This window comes from Nonomuraea sp. NPDC051941, assembly GCF_044593615.1.
The window spans coordinates 12,506-28,140 of the sequence record NZ_JBIUCF010000065.1 but is presented as its reverse complement, the minus strand read 5'-3'; the positions used below and the strand labels follow the sequence as shown (position 1 = coordinate 28,140).

10 protein-coding genes and 1 pseudogene are annotated in these 15,635 nt (G+C 72.8%); 7 read left to right on the top strand and 4 right to left on the bottom strand.

What is annotated here, in order from left to right; genetic code table 11:
* Positions 1–2 precede the first annotated feature (2 nt).
* From ACIHFD_RS59650 to ACIHFD_RS59635, 4 genes and pseudogenes are all read left to right on the top strand, one after another.
* On the top strand, positions 3–2,138 hold the full coding sequence (locus ACIHFD_RS59650; protein WP_397374526.1) for a transglycosylase domain-containing protein: 2,136 nt from the start codon (positions 3–5) through the stop codon (positions 2,136–2,138).
* A 193-nt stretch (positions 2,139–2,331) separates the two neighbouring features.
* Positions 2,332–5,871, top strand: coding sequence for a hypothetical protein (locus ACIHFD_RS59645; protein ID WP_397374525.1), 3,540 nt, complete (start codon positions 2,332–2,334; stop codon positions 5,869–5,871).
* 71 nt (positions 5,872–5,942) lie between these two features.
* On the top strand, positions 5,943–6,554 hold the full coding sequence (locus tag ACIHFD_RS59640) for a DUF4232 domain-containing protein (protein WP_397374524.1): 612 nt from the start codon (positions 5,943–5,945) through the stop codon (positions 6,552–6,554).
* Between the two features lie 170 nt (positions 6,555–6,724).
* Positions 6,725–6,886, top strand: a pseudogene (locus tag ACIHFD_RS59635) (TetR family transcriptional regulator C-terminal domain-containing protein); the annotation flags it as partial.
* A gap of 34 nt (positions 6,887–6,920) precedes the next feature.
* Here the strand turns inward: ACIHFD_RS59635 and ACIHFD_RS59630 are convergent.
* Positions 6,921–9,185, bottom strand: coding sequence for a glycoside hydrolase family 3 C-terminal domain-containing protein (locus tag ACIHFD_RS59630; RefSeq protein WP_397374523.1), 2,265 nt, complete (start codon positions 9,183–9,185; stop codon positions 6,921–6,923).
* 134 nt (positions 9,186–9,319) lie between these two features.
* On the opposite strand from ACIHFD_RS59630, the gene ACIHFD_RS59625 reads away from it, so the two are divergent.
* Positions 9,320–10,309, top strand: a complete 990-nt coding sequence (locus tag ACIHFD_RS59625; protein WP_397374522.1) for a LacI family DNA-binding transcriptional regulator — start codon at positions 9,320–9,322, stop codon at positions 10,307–10,309.
* Positions 10,310–10,316: 7 nt separating this feature from the next.
* On the opposite strand, the gene ACIHFD_RS59620 is transcribed toward ACIHFD_RS59625, so the two are convergent.
* The 3 genes from ACIHFD_RS59620 to ACIHFD_RS59610 are packed head-to-tail and all read right to left on the bottom strand — an operon-like array spanning position 10,317 to position 14,063.
* Positions 10,317–11,660, bottom strand: a complete 1,344-nt coding sequence (locus ACIHFD_RS59620; RefSeq protein WP_397374521.1) for an MFS transporter — start codon at positions 11,658–11,660, stop codon at positions 10,317–10,319.
* A gap of 43 nt (positions 11,661–11,703) precedes the next feature.
* Positions 11,704–13,473, bottom strand: a complete 1,770-nt coding sequence (locus ACIHFD_RS59615) for a sulfatase (protein ID WP_397374520.1) — start codon at positions 13,471–13,473, stop codon at positions 11,704–11,706.
* A complete protein-coding gene (locus ACIHFD_RS59610) occupies positions 13,470–14,063 on the bottom strand; it encodes a PadR family transcriptional regulator (protein ID WP_397374519.1) in 594 nt (197 codons plus the stop codon). Before ACIHFD_RS59610 ends, ACIHFD_RS59615 begins: the two co-directional genes overlap by 4 nt.
* Before the next feature lie 108 nt (positions 14,064–14,171).
* Between ACIHFD_RS59610 and ACIHFD_RS59605 the strand changes: the two genes are divergently transcribed.
* Positions 14,172–15,089 (top strand): formylglycine-generating enzyme family protein, encoded by a 918-nt coding sequence (locus ACIHFD_RS59605; RefSeq protein WP_397374518.1) that lies wholly within the window; start codon positions 14,172–14,174, stop codon positions 15,087–15,089.
* Between the two features lie 46 nt (positions 15,090–15,135).
* Entirely contained in the window at positions 15,136–15,621 is a 486-nt protein-coding gene (locus tag ACIHFD_RS59600; protein WP_397374517.1) for a MarR family winged helix-turn-helix transcriptional regulator, read from the top strand.
* The last annotated feature ends 14 nt before the right edge of the window (positions 15,622–15,635 follow it).

Here is a 15,635-nt window from a genome sequence, read left to right as displayed (position 1 = left end):
CCATGTCCCCTTCGAGCCCCTTGTGGAGCCTTGCCCGCCTGACCGGAGCGGCCGTGGCCGCCGGCACGGTGGTCGCCGCGATCGCGCTGCCCACCGTGGGCGGCACAGGCTCCCTGTTCGTCTCGGCCACCGAGATGCTTGATCTCAAGCCCGCCCAGCTCGAAGAGCCGCCCCTGGCCCAGACCTCCGTCGTGTACGACGCCGAGGGCGACCGCATCGCCCAGTTCTACGCCGAGAACCGCAAGGAAGTGCGGCTGAACCAGATCGCGGACGTGATGAAGACGGCGATCGTCGCCATCGAGGACTACCGCTTCTACGAGCACGGCGCGCTCGACCTGGAGGGCACCGCCCGGGCCCTGGCCAAGAACCTCAGCTCGGGCGGCATCGCCCAGGGCGGCTCGTCGATCACCCAGCAGTACGTCAAGCAGGTCCTGCTGAACTCGGCCGACACCGCGGAGGGCAAGAACAAGGCGCTGGAGGCCAGCTACGCGCGCAAGCTCAAGGAGCTGCGGTACGCGATGGGGGTCGAGGAGAAGTATTCCAAGGAAGAGATTCTCCGCCGATATCTGAACATCGCCTATTTCGGCGCGGGCGCCAACGGCGTGGAGGCTGCGGCGCGGCGCTTCTTCGGCGTCTCGGCCGCCGACCTCAACCTGACCCAGGCGGCGACCCTCGCCGGCGCCGTCCAGAACCCCAACAGGACCGACCCCGGGCTCGGCAAGCAGCCCCGCAAGCTGCTGCTGGAACGCCGGAACGTGGTGCTGGACCGGATGGCGCAACTCGGCCGGATCACACCGGATCAGGCGGCGCGGGCTAAGGCGGCGAAACTCGGCTACAAGGGCGTCGAGGCGCCCAATGGCTGCCAGGCCAGCCGCTATCCCTACTTCTGCGAATACGTACGTCATGAGCTGCTCACCAGCCCCGCCTTCGGCAGGACCGAGCAGGCCAGGAAGCAGCGCTTCGCCAGCGGCGGCCTGAAGATCTACACGACCCTGGACCCGAAGGCGCAGCGGGCGGCGGAGACCGCGATCAGGAAGCACGTGTTCGCCTCGGACCACCCTGTCGCCGCCGAGGCGCTGGTCAAGCCGGGCACCGGCGAGATCAAGGCGATGGCGGCCAGCCGCCCCTACGGCCGCTCGGCCAAGCGGAACGAGATCTCCTACAACCCGGTGGCGGACAAGCGGCACGGTGGGTTGATCGGCTTCCAGGCGGGCTCGACGTTCAAGACGTTCACGCTGATCACGGCGCTGGCGCAGGGCATGAAGATCGACGACGGGATCAGCGTGACCAACGCCTACACCGCCCCCGGCTACGCCTCGTTCAAGAACTGCAAGGGCCAGAACATGGGCATCCCGTCCTGGACGGTCACGAACGACGAGGGTTCGCCCGGTTTCAAGACGCTCGCGACCGGTACGTGGGGGTCGGTGAACACGTTCTTCATGGCGCTGGAGCAGCGGGTCGGCCTGTGCGAGACGGTTCAGACGGCCAAGGCGCTCGGCATCAGGCGGGCGGACGGGGGGCCGCTGCAGGAGTACGAGACGTTCACGCTCGGGATCAACGAGATGGACCCGGTGACCGTGGCCACCGCGTACGCGGCCGTCGCGGCACGCGGCACGTACTGCGCGCCCATGGTCATCACCAAGGTGACGGAGGCGAGCACGGGCAAGGCGACCTCGTACGAGCCGTCGTGCCGCAAGGCCCTCGACCCGGAGGTGGCCGACGCGACCGCGCACGTCCTGTCCGGGGTGTTCACCAAGGGCACGATGCGCGGCGTCGGCGGCATCGGCCGCCCGGCGGCGGGCAAGACGGGCACCACGGACGGGTACGCCACGGCCTGGTTCGCCGGGTTCACCCCCGACCTGGCGGGAGCGGTCAGCGTGGGCGACCCGCGCGGCTCCCAGCGCTACAAGCTGACCGGCGTCACGATCGGCGGCCGCACCTTCGGCGCGGTGGCGGGCGCCTCGGTGCCCGGGCCGATCTGGAAGGACACCATGATGGCGGCGCTGGAGGACGTGCCGGCCGCGGACTTCACCCCGGTGAACACGGCCCGCTTCGGCGGCTGCGGCCAGAGCTGCGCACCGCCCCGCGATGACCGTCAGGACCCGGCCCAGGACCAGCTCGAGGACACCGAGGGCTGACCTCGTCTCGGCCGCCGTCTCCTGCGAAAGGGCCGGCGTCCACGGAACCATGGCCGGGGTGGCTCACCGCCTCCCCCTCGGCCGTCGCGACGCTCGCCCTGAGCGGCCGGGGTTGCGCGGCGAGGCGGTGATCGGCCAGTATCGTCGGCATGACTTGTGGAAAGGGCGGTCTCCGCCCAGCCCGTTGAGGCCCATGGAGCCGGCCGAGGAGCCGGCCCTCGACATCTCCGCCGATGCCTTGCTGGCGCGTTTCGCGCCTCTGCCGTACCCGCGGCGCATGCGGGCTCTGGCGCTCCACGCCCGTCGGCTGGCCGGCACCTCCCAGCTGCGCGTCCTCCTGGACGAGCTGTCCGCGCGGGATCGGTACGCCCGGCGTACGGCGCTGCACGTGGCCATGGCGGCGCGCGACCTCGATCACATCCGAGAGGTTCTCGCCGGGCCGGACATGGGGCTGCGGCGCGCGGCGCTGCGTGCGGTGCGGACCCTGCCCGTGCCGGATCCGGCGGTGGCCGCGGCGTTCGAGGACGCCCCTGCCGAGCTGCGGTTCGCGCTGTATCGCACGCTGGCGCTCGGTCGCCGGCACGCGCTGGCCGAAGCGCTCCTGCCGGACGTCCACGCGCGATGGGGTGCGCGCGAGGCGGCGGCGCTGCTGCCGGCCTGCGGTGCCGAGACCGTCGCGCGATGGCTGCCGGACGTCGCCCACGCGGTGACGTCCTGGACGGCGCTGGCCAAACGGCACCCGGGCGCGATCATGGCGGTGGCCGAGCAGGAGCTGGCGGGTGGCGTTCATGTGTGGAGCTGGTGGCGCCGCCGCGGAGCGGGCGTGATGCTCGCGGCCCTCGCCGAGCCGGCCCGCATGCTGGCTCTGCTGGAACGGCACGACCTGCGTCACAGCCTCCGCGGCCTGCCCGCCCCGGTCGTGAACGCGCTGTTCGGGGTGGATGCCGCGCGAGCCGGGAAATTGTTCGCCGACCCCGTGGCGACCGGCTGGGAGGGGCCGGCGAAAGCGGTGCTCCGCCACCTGCGGTCGGGCTCGGACGTGGAGATCCTGCGTCTGGCCTCGTCCGAACACCGGCTCGACCCGGTGCTGCCCTCGCTGCCGCCCGCCCGCCGGGCCGCGATCTTCGAGGCGGTCGCCGCGCGGAGGGGCGGTTCCACCGGGCTGTGGGCGATGCGGTTCCTCAGATGGCTGCCTCCGGAGTCGGCGGCGGCCGAGGCGAGGCGCATGCTGGCCTGGCACGAGTCGGTGTGGCACTCGCCCCGTTCCCGCCTGGACAATCCGGACATCCCGCTGAAGCTCACCTCCTACCTGCCCTACGAGGAGGCCGTCGGCCCGCTGCGCGAGGCCGCCGTGGCCGGGGACCCCCGACGGCGCGGGCTGGCCAGGACGCTGCTGATCCAGTGCACGGCCCGGACCCGGGACCGGGCGGCGCTCCACGCGCTCCTCGCCGACCTGGCCCTGCGCACCGCCAACGAACAGGACCCGCTCCGCCGGGATCTGCTGGCCGCTCTGCGGGAGGTCCCGCCCGCGCTGCTCGACGACTCCTGCGCGGGGACGCTGGAGCGCATCGCCGCGGACGCCGTCGAGGCCCCGGACTCCTCCCTCGCCACCCAGGACGAGCTGCGGAGCCTGGCCGGCCGGGTCCTGCGGCACCACGACCCGGCCACCGCGCCGGCGCTGACGGCGTGGGCGCTGGGCACGTACGGGAGGCTCGTGGCGCGGCACGGCGCGAGCGGCCTGCCCGCGCGGGAGCCCCGGCCGTCCCCCGTCCGCCGCCGCCGCTACCGCACCCATGGCCCGCTCGCGGAGTCGCACCGCCTGGACCGGGTGCTGCGCGCGGGTCAGGAGCACGATCTACTGGCGGTGCTGCGTCCGCACCTTCGTGCCGCACGCGAGCGGGAGGACTTCACCCTGGCCGTGGCCCTCGCCCACGTGCTCGGCCGCCGGTCATGGGCGCTCACCGAACTCCAGGACGACCTGCGCGCCGCCATCCGCACGGCACCGGAGGCGCTGGCCCGCGAGGCTGCCGGCTTGTGGCTGAACCGTCCTCATCGCCGCCTGCGGACGACTCGTGCCGCAGCCGCCTCTGGGGGGCAAGCGCCGGAGCGGCCGAGCGGTCTCGGGATCGAGCAGGAGGGGCGGTCAGGAGGAAGCGGGAGCGTGCGGGAGGAGCGGGTGCTCTGGCTTGTGCGGGAGGACGCGTCCGCCGTGACGCTGCCCGCCGTCTGGCGGACCGTGGCCCGGCGTCGTACCGACCTCCTCCGCCCCCTCCTGGACGGCCACCGCAGCGGCCGTTTCGCGGACCCCGCGTGGGTGCCGCAGGTCGACGGCGGCGACGCCGGTCGATGGACGCCCGCCCAGCGCGAAAGGGTCCGCGCCGAGCTCACCGCCGCCGTCCACGACGAAGGGCTGCCCATCGCCGCGCGGCTGGCCGCCGTCCAGGCGACCGGCCGGACCGGCGGCGGGCTGGACCTCCTCGCCGCATGGGCGGACCGGGAGGAGACGATGCTGGCCGAAGCCGCCGTCACGGCCATGGCGCGCGCCGGCGAGCCCGCCCGCGCGGTGCCCGTGCTCGTGGGCCACGCCGGCGGCCCGGCCTCCCGCGTCGCGGTGGCCGCGCTGGCCCGCTGCTGCCGTTCGACGCCTCCGTCCCTGCTCGGGCCGCTGCTGGAGGAGGCGCTGACCGCCCCCGGCAGCAAGGTGACGCTGCGCAAGCTGGCCGCCCGCCAGCTGGGCCGCAACCGTCCGCCCGGCGCGGTGGACGTGCTGCTGCGGGCGTGGGCCGACCCGGGGCTGCACCGGGACGTACGGGTCGCCCTCGCCTCGGTGCTGCGCACGATCCCCGAGGACCCGCGGACCCTGGACGCGCTCGGCGACGCCGCCGGCCGGCACGCCGGCGAGCCGATGCTGCGCACGCTCTTCCAGGCCCACCCGATGGAGTACGCCCCCGCCGCCCGCCCCCGTTACGCGGACCTGGTACGGCGCCTCCTCATGGCCGCCGACCTGCCGGGGGTGAGTTTCCGCGGGTCGAAGGCGTTCGCCCTGTGGGCGCACTGGTACCGGGGCGGCTTCGACGAGATCATCGAGGCCGTGGCCGATCCGGGGACGACCGGGGAGGGCATGGCGGTGTTCCTGGGGCTGCTGCGGGCCGGGTCGATCCGGTCCCAGGCGCTGGACGTCCTGGCCAGGCTGGCCGCCGCCGTACCCGGGGAGGACCTGCGGACACCGGCCAGGCAACGCGTGGACACCATCGCCCGAAGACTGGCCGGGCCCTTGGAAGAGGAGCCGGAGCCGTGGCGGCGGCGGCTCGCCCGGGACGCGATGGACGTGCTCGCCACCCAGCCTCTCCTGCTGCCCCAGGTGGCCGAGCTGGGTGTGGCCCTGATCCCCAGGGAAACGGACGGGGACGAACTCGCCGACGCCCTGTGCGCCCTGGCCGACCTGCTCGCGGACAGGCCGGTGCTCGCCGCCCGGACGGCCGGCAAGGCCGTCTCGGAACTGTTCGGCGAGTACGGACGGCGGCCACCGCTGCCGATCGCGGTCGCGCTGCCGGCGGCCCGGCGTCTGGCCGGCCGCGGTGACCTGTCCGGCGGCCTGTTCGCGCTCATGCTCACCCAGTCGGGAGGGCAGCGCACCGAGTGGGCGGCCCCGTGGCGCGACCTCCTCCGTGACCTGCGCTCCTCCCCGCACCTGGAGGTACGCCAGGAAGCATGGGACACCTCCGTGGACTGACCCCGGACAACCGGATGGCCCGCGCCGCCCGGACGGCCGCGGCATCGGGTTTCCACGGCAGAATGATGCCGATGATCCTCCCGCCCGCCGCGCGCGTCTGCGTCGTCGCCGCCGCCCTGATCTGCCTCGCCGGCTGCGGCACGCAGGCTCCCGGCGCCGGGGCCGCGCCGGCCCGTCCCACGGCGACGGGTCTCCCGCCCGGCCACCCCCTGGTCCAGCCACCGCCGACGGTGTGGTCCCCGCCCCCGACCCCGTCCTGCGCCGGCTCGGGACTGCTCCTGTACGCCGAACCGCCCGATGCCGCGATGGGGCTGCGCGTCCAGACCGTGACGCTCACCAACTGCGGCGACACGGTGCGGCAGGTCGAGGGGTACCCGCGCGTCCGGCTCCTGGACGAGGACGGCGAGCCGCTGAAGGTGAAGATCGACCGGGGCGCCCGGCGGGTCACCACCGCGGTCGAGGATCCCGGACCGAAGGCGGTGACCGTACGGCCGGGCCGATCGGCCGCCTTCACCCTGGCGTGGCGCAACACCTACGGCGGCACCACCCGTCCGCCCGCGGTCGGCGCCACGCTCGTCGTCACCACCGGCTCTGGCCGGCAGCGTGTCAGCGGCCTCTTCGACCTCGGCTCGACGGACCTCCTGGGCGTCACCGCCTGGAAGCCGGTCCCGGTCAAGCGATGAGCCCGGCCACGGGCACTGCCGATGAGAGGTGGCCCTCCCTGTAATCCGATCTGATGATCGACCCGCATGAATGCGGCGATGGCGAGGCGATCCTATGGGCCTGATCACGGCCCCGAGCCGTCCTGAAGGCGACGACGGCGCACGAGGGGTGCTGATCGCTCCGGGCGGCGGCCGAGGCCGGGCACCTCGACCCGGAGGCGGACCACGAGGAGCTCGCCGACCAGCTCGTCGCGATGGCCGACGGGCTGCAGCTGCAGTGGCTGCTCGACCCTGACAACGTCGACCTGGTCGGCCGCTTCCGCTCCTTCGCGGGACGCGTCCTGAACTTCTGAGCCGCGCGGCGACCGTCACCGCGCGGCCGCCCGCTCAGCTCGCCGGGGCCTCGGAGTTCGCCATCCGCAGCAGGTCGTCCATGGCCGGCGGCTGCTGCCCGCCCTGGGAGGCGCCCATGCTGAGGAGGGTCGCCAGCGGGATCTGGGCGATCAGCGCCTGGCTGGCCGGGTCGGTGAAGAAGCTCTTCTCACCGTCCGCGGCCTTCAGCAGGGTCTCCTCGACGATCTTCCTGCCCTGGGGATGGGCCAGCCATTCCTGAAGCGTGCTGTCGGCCGTGAGCGCGGCCCGCGGTGACTCCACGTCCAGATGGATGCGCTGCTCCAGGGGCAGGTCGCGGGAGGAGCTGCCGACGTGCACGCCGTACTCGCCCGGCTCGGCCACCCACTGCCCGTGCCGGGTGCTCCAGTAGCTGAAGGCCCGGGCGTCGAGCTCGATCACCACGCGGGCGCTCTCGCCGGGGGCCAGGCGGACCTTGCGGAAGCCGCGCAGCTCGCGTTCGGGACGGTCCACGTCGGCGACGGGGTCGCTGACGTACACCTGCACGACCTCGGCGCCCTCCCGCGTGCCGGTGTTCGTCACCGTGACCTCGACGCGGGCCTCGGGCCGGGCCGGGTCGGGGACGTGCACGGCCAGGTCGGAGTAGGCGAACGTGGTGTACGACAGCCCGAACCCGAACGGGAAGGCCACGTCCCGCCCGGTGCGGTCGTACCAGCGATAGCCGATGTAGAGGCGCTCTCCGTAGAGCACCTGTCCCTCCGAGCCCGGCCAGTTGACGTGCGCGGGGGTGTCGGACAGCCGGTGCGGGACGGTCTCCGCCAGCCGGCCGGAGGGGTCGGCGTGGCCGAAGATCAGGTCGGCCGCGGCGCCGCCGCCCGCCTGGCCCGCCAGCCACATCTCCAGCAGGGCGGCCGCGTGCTCGGTGAGCGGGCCGGTCAGCACGACGCCGCCGTTGCTCAGCACGACCGCGACCGAGGGGTTGACCGCGGCCACCGCCTCGAGCAGCTGGAGCTGCGCCTCCGGCAGGTCCAGGTCCTCGCGGTCGAAGCCCTCGGACTCGGCCTCCGACGGCTCGCCGAGGAACAGCAGCACCGCGGCGGCGCCGCGAGCCGCCTCCACCGCCTCGGCGAGCAGGACGGCGTCGGGCGTCCCGTCGAGGCGGAACCCCGGCGCGAACGCGACCTCACGCGAGGTCGCGCCGCGGAGCGCCGTCAGGGCGTCGTCGAGCCGGGTCGGGTTGATGAGAGAGCTGCCGGCCCCCTGGTAGCGCGGGGTGCGCGCGAACTCGCCCAGCACCGCGATCGGGCCGCCGGACTCCGGGTCCAGCGGGAGCAGGCCGCCGTCGTTCTTCAGCAGGACCGCGCACTCCGCCGCGACGCGGCGGGCGAGCGCGTGGTGCGCGTCGAAGTCGGGCGCCGCCTCCGCGCGCCCCTGCCGCAGCCGGTCGTGGGTGCTCACCAGGCGTTCCACGGCGACGTCCAGGACCTCTTCACTGAGCTCGCCGGCGCGCACGGCCGCGACGATGGCGGCGGCGCTGCGGCCCCCGGTGCCCGGCATCTCCAGGTCCAGGCCGGACCGGACGGCGGCGGCCGGGTCGTGCACCGCGCCCCAGTCGGAGACCACGTAGCCGTCGAAGCCCCACTCCTCGCGCAGGACCGTGGTGAGCAGCCAGGGGTTCTCCGACGCGTACACGCCGTTGACCCGGTTGTACGAGCACATGATCGTGGCCGGCCGAGCCTCGCGGACGACGTGCTCGAACGCGCGCAGGTAGATCTCCCGCAGGGTGCGCTCGTCCACCTCCGCGCTGACGCGCATGCGGTCGGTCTCCTGGTTGTTGGCCGCGAAGTGCTTGACCGACGCACCGACGCCGCGCGACTGCAGGCCCGCGACCCACGCGGCGCCCATGACGCCGGCCAACAGCGGGTCCTCCGCGAAATACTCGAAGTTGCGCCCGCACAGCGGGGAGCGCTTCATGTTGACGCCCGGGCCGAGGAGCACGTCCACGCCGAGCGCCCTTGCCTCGACCGCGAGCGCCTCGCCGACCTCGCGCAGGAGGCCGTCGTCCCACGACGAGCCCAGTGCCGCCGCGGTGGGGAACGCCGTGGCGGGCATGCTGTCGGCGAGGCCGAGGTGATCGACCCCGGCCCGCTGCAGGCGCACGCCGTGCGGGCCGTCGGTGAGCAGCGCGGCAGGCACGCCCGCGTGCGACACCTCCGCGGTCGTCCAGAAACTGGCGCCGGACACGAGCCGCGCCTTCTCCTCGAGCGTGAGCCGTTCGACGACGGGTCGTCCGTCGGTCATGTCGTGACCTTCCTGTCCTGCGGGATGAGTGGCAGCTAGCGCGCGCTAGCTGCCAGCGATGCGACGCTAACCTTGGGGCACTAGCGCGCGCAAGTGCCGTGTTGGGGAACATGTCGGGAAACGGGAGGGCGGCCATGGGCGGACGGGAACGACGGGTGACGGCGAGCGACATCGCGCGGTCCCTGGGGATCTCCCGGGCCACGGTGGGCTTCGTCATCAACGACACCCCGGGCCAGACGATCTCGGAGGCGACCCGGCGCAAGGTGCTGGCCGAGGCCGCGCGCCTGCGCTACCGGCCGCACGCCGCCGCCCAGGCGCTCGCCCGGGGCAGCAACCGCATCGTCCTGTTCATCCTGCCCGACTGGCCGGTGGAGCACAGCCTGCGCCGCTACCTGGAGGAGGCGACCCTCGTCCTGGACCGCGCCGGCTACTCGCTGGTGACCTGGACCCGGCACGCGGGTGGCCGTTCCCGCCCGCTGTGGGAGACGCTCGACCCCGACCTCGTCGTCCCGGTCGTCCCCCTCCCCCGCGACGACCTCGACGTCCTGCGCCGGGAGGCGGGCGCGCGGCTGCTTTTCGGCGGCGGTGAGCCCTCCGAGCTGCACGAGGTGCCGTCCCTGCGGGCCGGGCCGGCCCTCCAGGTGGAGCATCTCCACGAGCGCGGGCACGCCCGGCTGGCCGTCGCCCGCACGGGCGAGCCGCGCCTGGAGCTGCTCGCCGGCCTGCGCGCCTCCCTGGCGCGGACGCGTGCCGCGGAGCTCGGCCTCGAGATCGCCGACGTGCGGACGGTCTCCGACGAGGACGGCTCCGCGGCCGATGCCGTACGGGACTGGGTGGACTCCGGCGTCACCGGGGTGATCGCCTACAACGACGACGTCGCCGCCGCCGTCGTGGGGGCGGCCGTGCGCGCGGGGATCGCCCTGCCCGGCCGCCTCGCGGTGGTCGGGCACGACGACAGTCCCCTGGCACGGCTGCTGGTGCCCGCGCTGACGAGCGTGCGCGTGGATGTGGCGGGTTTGGGCAGGTACGCCGCCCATCGCGCGCTCCACGCCCTCGGGGTCGAGGACACGCCCCCGGCCGAGCCCGACGTCTGGGCCAGTGTGGTTCACCGGGAGACGTCGTGACCGGGCGTCAGTCCGCCAGCGCCTGCCGGCGGCGGAGTTCGAGCTGCTGCCCGATCCGGGCGGTGTCGCGCGGGTAGGTGACGTACAGAATGGAGAGCAGGAGGCCGTTGACGATCATCAGGATGACCAGCACCCACAGGAACACGCCCTGGATGCCGAGCGTCGCCGCCAGCGAGCCGGCCAGGAGCGAGAACAGCGCCCATGCGATCGTCTCGAACACCGTCAGCCAGATCGCGTACGCCTGCCCGCGCAGCTCCGGCAGCACGACGCCGGCCACGATGGGCCGGTTGACCGGCGGGTTCAGGCCCTGGCAGGCGCCCAGCAGGGCCCAGAAGACCGCGTAGGTGGCGATCGTCTCGTACCGGAACTGCGTGCCGAAGAAGGCGATGACGGCGAACAGGATCTGGGCCAGTTGCAGGACCAGGACGCGTCCCCTGCTCGGCATGAGCCGGTCGAGCCGGGGCAGGATGAATCCTGCGCTCAGCGTGGCGACGCTGTAGCCGATGCCGAACGGGAGCGCCACCAGGATGGCGGTGGCGTTGTCGATGCCGCGCTCGGTGACCAGGAACTGCACGCCGAAGATGGCGATCAGCAGGTGGCCCGACAGGAGCCGGCTCACCATCATCACGGTGTACGTGGGGATGCGGAACAGCCCGACCACGGAGGCGACGGTGACCTTCGCCTTCGTCCGGTCCTCGTTCGCGAGGTCGGCGAGCTGCTTCTCGGAGGATCCGATGCCCGGATCCGCGAAGAAGGCGGCGACGACGAACCCGGCGACGATGCAGACGCCGCCGAGGGTCCACAGCGCCCAGCGCCAGCCGTCCTCGAGTCCGACGAAGACGGCCATGACGGGCGCGAGGACGATGGCGGCGAGCTGGAGCGTACCGAAGAAGATCCCGTTCGCCCGGGCCCGCTGCTCGTCGGCGAAGGAGTCGGCGATGACGGCCATGGCGATGGGCGAGCCGCCGATCACCGCGGCGGACATGAGGGTGCAGCAGATGAGGAGCTGGACGAAGTTCTGGGAGAAACCGGCGGCGATGCCGAAGAGGCCGCCGGTCACCGTCGTGGCGACCAGCGCGCCACGACGGCCGATCTTGCTGGACAGCCACACCCAGAACGGGCCGGCCGGAACGCTGGCGATCTTGCCGAGCGCCGCGATGATGCCGAGATGACCGCTGTTGAGCCGGAGCGCGGCCGCGAGCGTGGGGAAGACGGTGTTGATGAGACCGGCTTCGGTGTTGTCGACGACGCTCACGCCGGAAAGGACGGCGAGATTGCGCCAGCGATGGGGGACGTTGGCGGCCTGAGCCGCTCCTGGCTGTACGGACGCGGTGGAGGCGCTGGCATCCATGCGGTGCCCCTGTCTGCAGTGTTGCGATAGAGAGACCGTCGCCTCAGTCGATCGAGGCGGCGGGTGTTGCCGTAAGAAGGCCGAACTGCTCGTCGATGCGGCGCAGGAGCGCGGCGGGCACGAAGCCGAGACGGGCGAGGTCCAGCAGGCTCATGGGGGCGGGGGCGGCGAGCAGCTCCGACTGGACCAGGGCCGGGGCCTCCTGCGCGAGGACGTCCTTGGCGCCGGTGACGCCCAGCAGCTCCAGGAGGGGCGCGCGGAGCAGGGCAGGAGCCTGGAACTCCGCGCCCGCGGGCAGCGGTACGGCGACGGCCGCCGCGCGTTCGCGCTGCTCGCGGACCAGCAGGTGCTCGCGGGTGACCGCGCCCTCGCGCGGGATGCCCAGGCGCTCGAACTGGCTGGGCGGGGCGTCGGTCTCGACCATGAGACGGCGCAGCAGCTCGATCATCCGCAGCTCCACGTCGTCGTCCACGATCGGGCTCTCCTGCGCCGGGTCCTCGTGCAGGTCGAACAGCAGGGTGCCGTGCTGCCACGGGTTCATCCAGCTCGGGGAGGCGGGCATCCGCATCGTGCGCAGGCCCTTGGTGAAGGCGAACGGCGCGGCCGGCTCCCAGTCCCGCAGCTCCGCCACCGAGAACCTGCTGCGCATGTGGGTGGGCATGAGTGTGAACTCCTCCAGCGGCCCGTTGGCCGCCACCCTGCCCGCGCGCATGTAGACGTAGCGGCCGTCGGTGACGTTCACGTGCCCGCCGTGGATGCCGAACAGGGCACCCTCCCGCAGCGGCCCGTCCTGGGCGAGGTCCGCGCCCTGCATGTCAGGGGTGGGCTCCTGGCCGAAGTAGCGCAGCACGGTCGGCGCGATGTCGATGGTCTGCGCCAGCTCACCCCGCCGCCGGTCCCGCCCGCCGGTCCGCGGGTCCCACAGGAACATCGGCAGATGCACCAGTTCGTTGAACCACGGCATCACCGACTTGGCCCACCAGCCGTGCTCGCCCAGCAGGAAGCCGTGGTCGGTGTTGACGACGAGCAGGGTGTCGTCCCACATGGCGTGCTCGTCCATGAAGTCCAGCACCCGGCCGAGCGAGCGGTCACACATCGACACCAGCGCGGCGTACTCCAGGCGGGCGTGCTCGACCTGCCCCTGCGGCTCCAGCACCTTCTGATACGGCGGCCAGTCGAAGGCGGGCCCGTCATAGTCGTGCGGGTAGCGGTCCTTGTAGTGCTGGTGGGTGAAGAATGGCTCATGGGGGTCGAACAGCTCGATCTGCAACAACCACCGGTCGGCGTCGGCGTTGGTCTCCAGGAAGTGCAGACCGGCGTCGACCGTCAGGGTCTGCGAGTGCTCGGCCTCGGTCGGCATGTACGTGCGGTTGATCACGTCCTGCCGCTTCATCGCCCCGTACGGGCTCGCCGGGGCGCCGTCGTCGGCGACCACGCCCTTCCACGGGTCGCCCTCCTGGCCCCGGAAGAACTCCCAGGTGCTGTAGCGGGTGTGGTAGGTCGCGCCGCCGTCCTCCCAGTAGTGCGGATGGTCGGAGACCAGGTGCGTGTGCACGCCCGCCCGCTTGAGCAGCTCCGGCATCGAGTCGTCGAACGGCTCCAGCGGGCCCCAGCTACGGTGCAGGAAGTTGTACCGGCCGGTGTGCATCTCACGCCGCGCCGGCATGCACGGCAGCGACCCGGCGTAGAAGTTGTCGAACGTCACCGCCTTGGCCGCCAGCCGCGCGAAGTTGGGCGCGTCGACGAAGGTGTCGGCGTAAGGGGCGAGCATGTGCCTGTTCAGGCTGTCGAACATGAGGATGATGGCTCTCATCGCGTCGCCTCCTCGGCGTGATCGGTGTTGATCGGCTCTCCGTCGAGGAGCCTCCGGCGCAGCTCGATGAGCGAGGCGATGTGGCGGTCCATCGCCTCGGCCCCGCGCCGGTGGAGCCACTCGTCCATCTGGCCGCCGAGCTCGGCGTCGTAGCCCCGCGGCGGCTCGTCGAACCGGCTGCGGTCACGGTGGCGGTACCGCGCGACCTCCGCCACCCGGGTGTTGATCTCGACGTCGAGGATGCCGATCACCTGCTCGACCGTCATGAACCCGGCACTACCCAGCCGCGCGTACAGGTCAGGGTCCTGGAAGCGCGTGGGCGGGTTGTACGGGCGCGTCAACCAGTCGGTGAAGACCGTGTGGCCCTCTTCGGTCACGTGGTAGCGCTTGGCGTTGCTCGCCCCGGCGCGCTCCTCGATCGTGTGCTCGACCCAGCCGCGCTCCTCCATCGCCGCCAGCGTCCGGTACGCCTGGCTCATGGTGGTGTTCGAGCGCATGAACCGGCCGTGCGTGTCGAAGAACCTCTTCAGCTCATAGCCGGTGCTGGGGCGATGGAGCAGCGCGCCGAGCAGCAGAATCTCAAGCTTCATCAAATGTGCCCGTCGTTGTAACGGAGTTAACCGTGCCACAAGTGGAATGGTGATACCATGACACAAGTGTCACCCCCTGTCGATAGGTCCGCCCCCTCTTCCTGCTGCATGCCGCACCTGGCGGCCGCCCCGGGCCGCGAGCCGATTCCCGCCGGGCGCGGCGCCCACCTGATCGAGCAGTGCCGCGTCGAGGCCGGCGCCTTCCGCATGGGCGACCCCTTCGGCGACGGCCTGGCCGGGGACGGCGAGTCGCCGGTGCACGAGGTGACGCTCGACGCGTACGACATCGACGCGACCACCGTCACCAACGCCGACTTCGCCCGCTTCGCCGGCGACACGGGCTATCGCACCGAGGCGGAGCTCGCGGGGATGTCGGCGGTCTTCCACACGCTGGTCCACCCGCGGGCGGACGTCATCGGCCGCTCGCCGCGCGCTCCCTGGTGGCTCGCCGTCGAAGGCGCGAGCTGGAGGCGTCCGGAGGGCCCCGGCTCCGACCTGCTCGACCGTGAAGATCATCCCGTCGTGCACGTGACCTGGAACGACGCCCAGGCCTACTGCGCCTGGGCCGGGCGGCGCCTGCCCACCGAGGCCGAATGGGAACGCGCTTCACGTGGCGGCCTCGAAGGCGCCCGCTACCCCTGGGGCGACGACCTCCTCGACGCGCGGGGCGACTGGCAGGCCAACATCTGGCAGGGTTCCTTTCCCGATCACAACACCGCCGAGGACGGCTGGCCGGGCACCGCGCCCGTGCGCACCTACCGCCCGAACGGGTCCGGGCTCTGGCAGACCGTGGGCAACGTCTGGGAGTGGTGCGACGACCCGTTCGACCCGCGGGCGTACGCCAAACGAGCCCGCGCGCGGGTCCACGACCCGCGCTCCCGGGTCGCCCCGAGGCTCCGGGTCCTGCGCGGCGGCTCGTACCTGTGCCACGACTCCTACTGCAACCGCTACCGCAACGCCGCCCGATCGTCGAACACGCCCGACTCCAGCATGGGCAACGCGGGCTTCCGCACGGTGGCGCTCTGAGGCGACGGCCAGGCCGTCGGCCGCAGGGTCATGATTAGGTAGGCCCATGGCGCATGAATCGGGCAAGCCGGCGATAAGGGGCGCGATCACCACCCCTGAGGCGCTTCTCGCGGCACCCGGTTACGTGGCCCGGCGGCTCCACCAGTCGTACGTGGCCCTGTGGACCCGCGTGGTCGACCCCGTCCTGACGGGCCCCCAGTTCGCGGTCCTCACCGCGGTCGACCACCATCCGGGCGTCGATCAGGGCTCGCTGGCCTCGTCGGTGGCGCTCGACCGGTCCACGATGGCCGACGTCGTCCGACGGCTGGAGGACAACGGGCTGATCGTCCGGCACACGGCGCCGCATGACGGCCGGCGCAAGCTGCTGCACCTGACCGAGGAGGGGTCCCGGCGGCTGGCCGAGGTCGGCAAGCGGGCCCGGGAGCTCGACGAGCAGCTGCTGAAGGGCTACTCGCCGGCCGAGCGGGAACGGGTGCTGCGCGAGATGACGGCCCTCGCCGCCCGGTGGGAAGGGCTCACGGCCGGCGAGTGAAGCGCCCGGCGGGG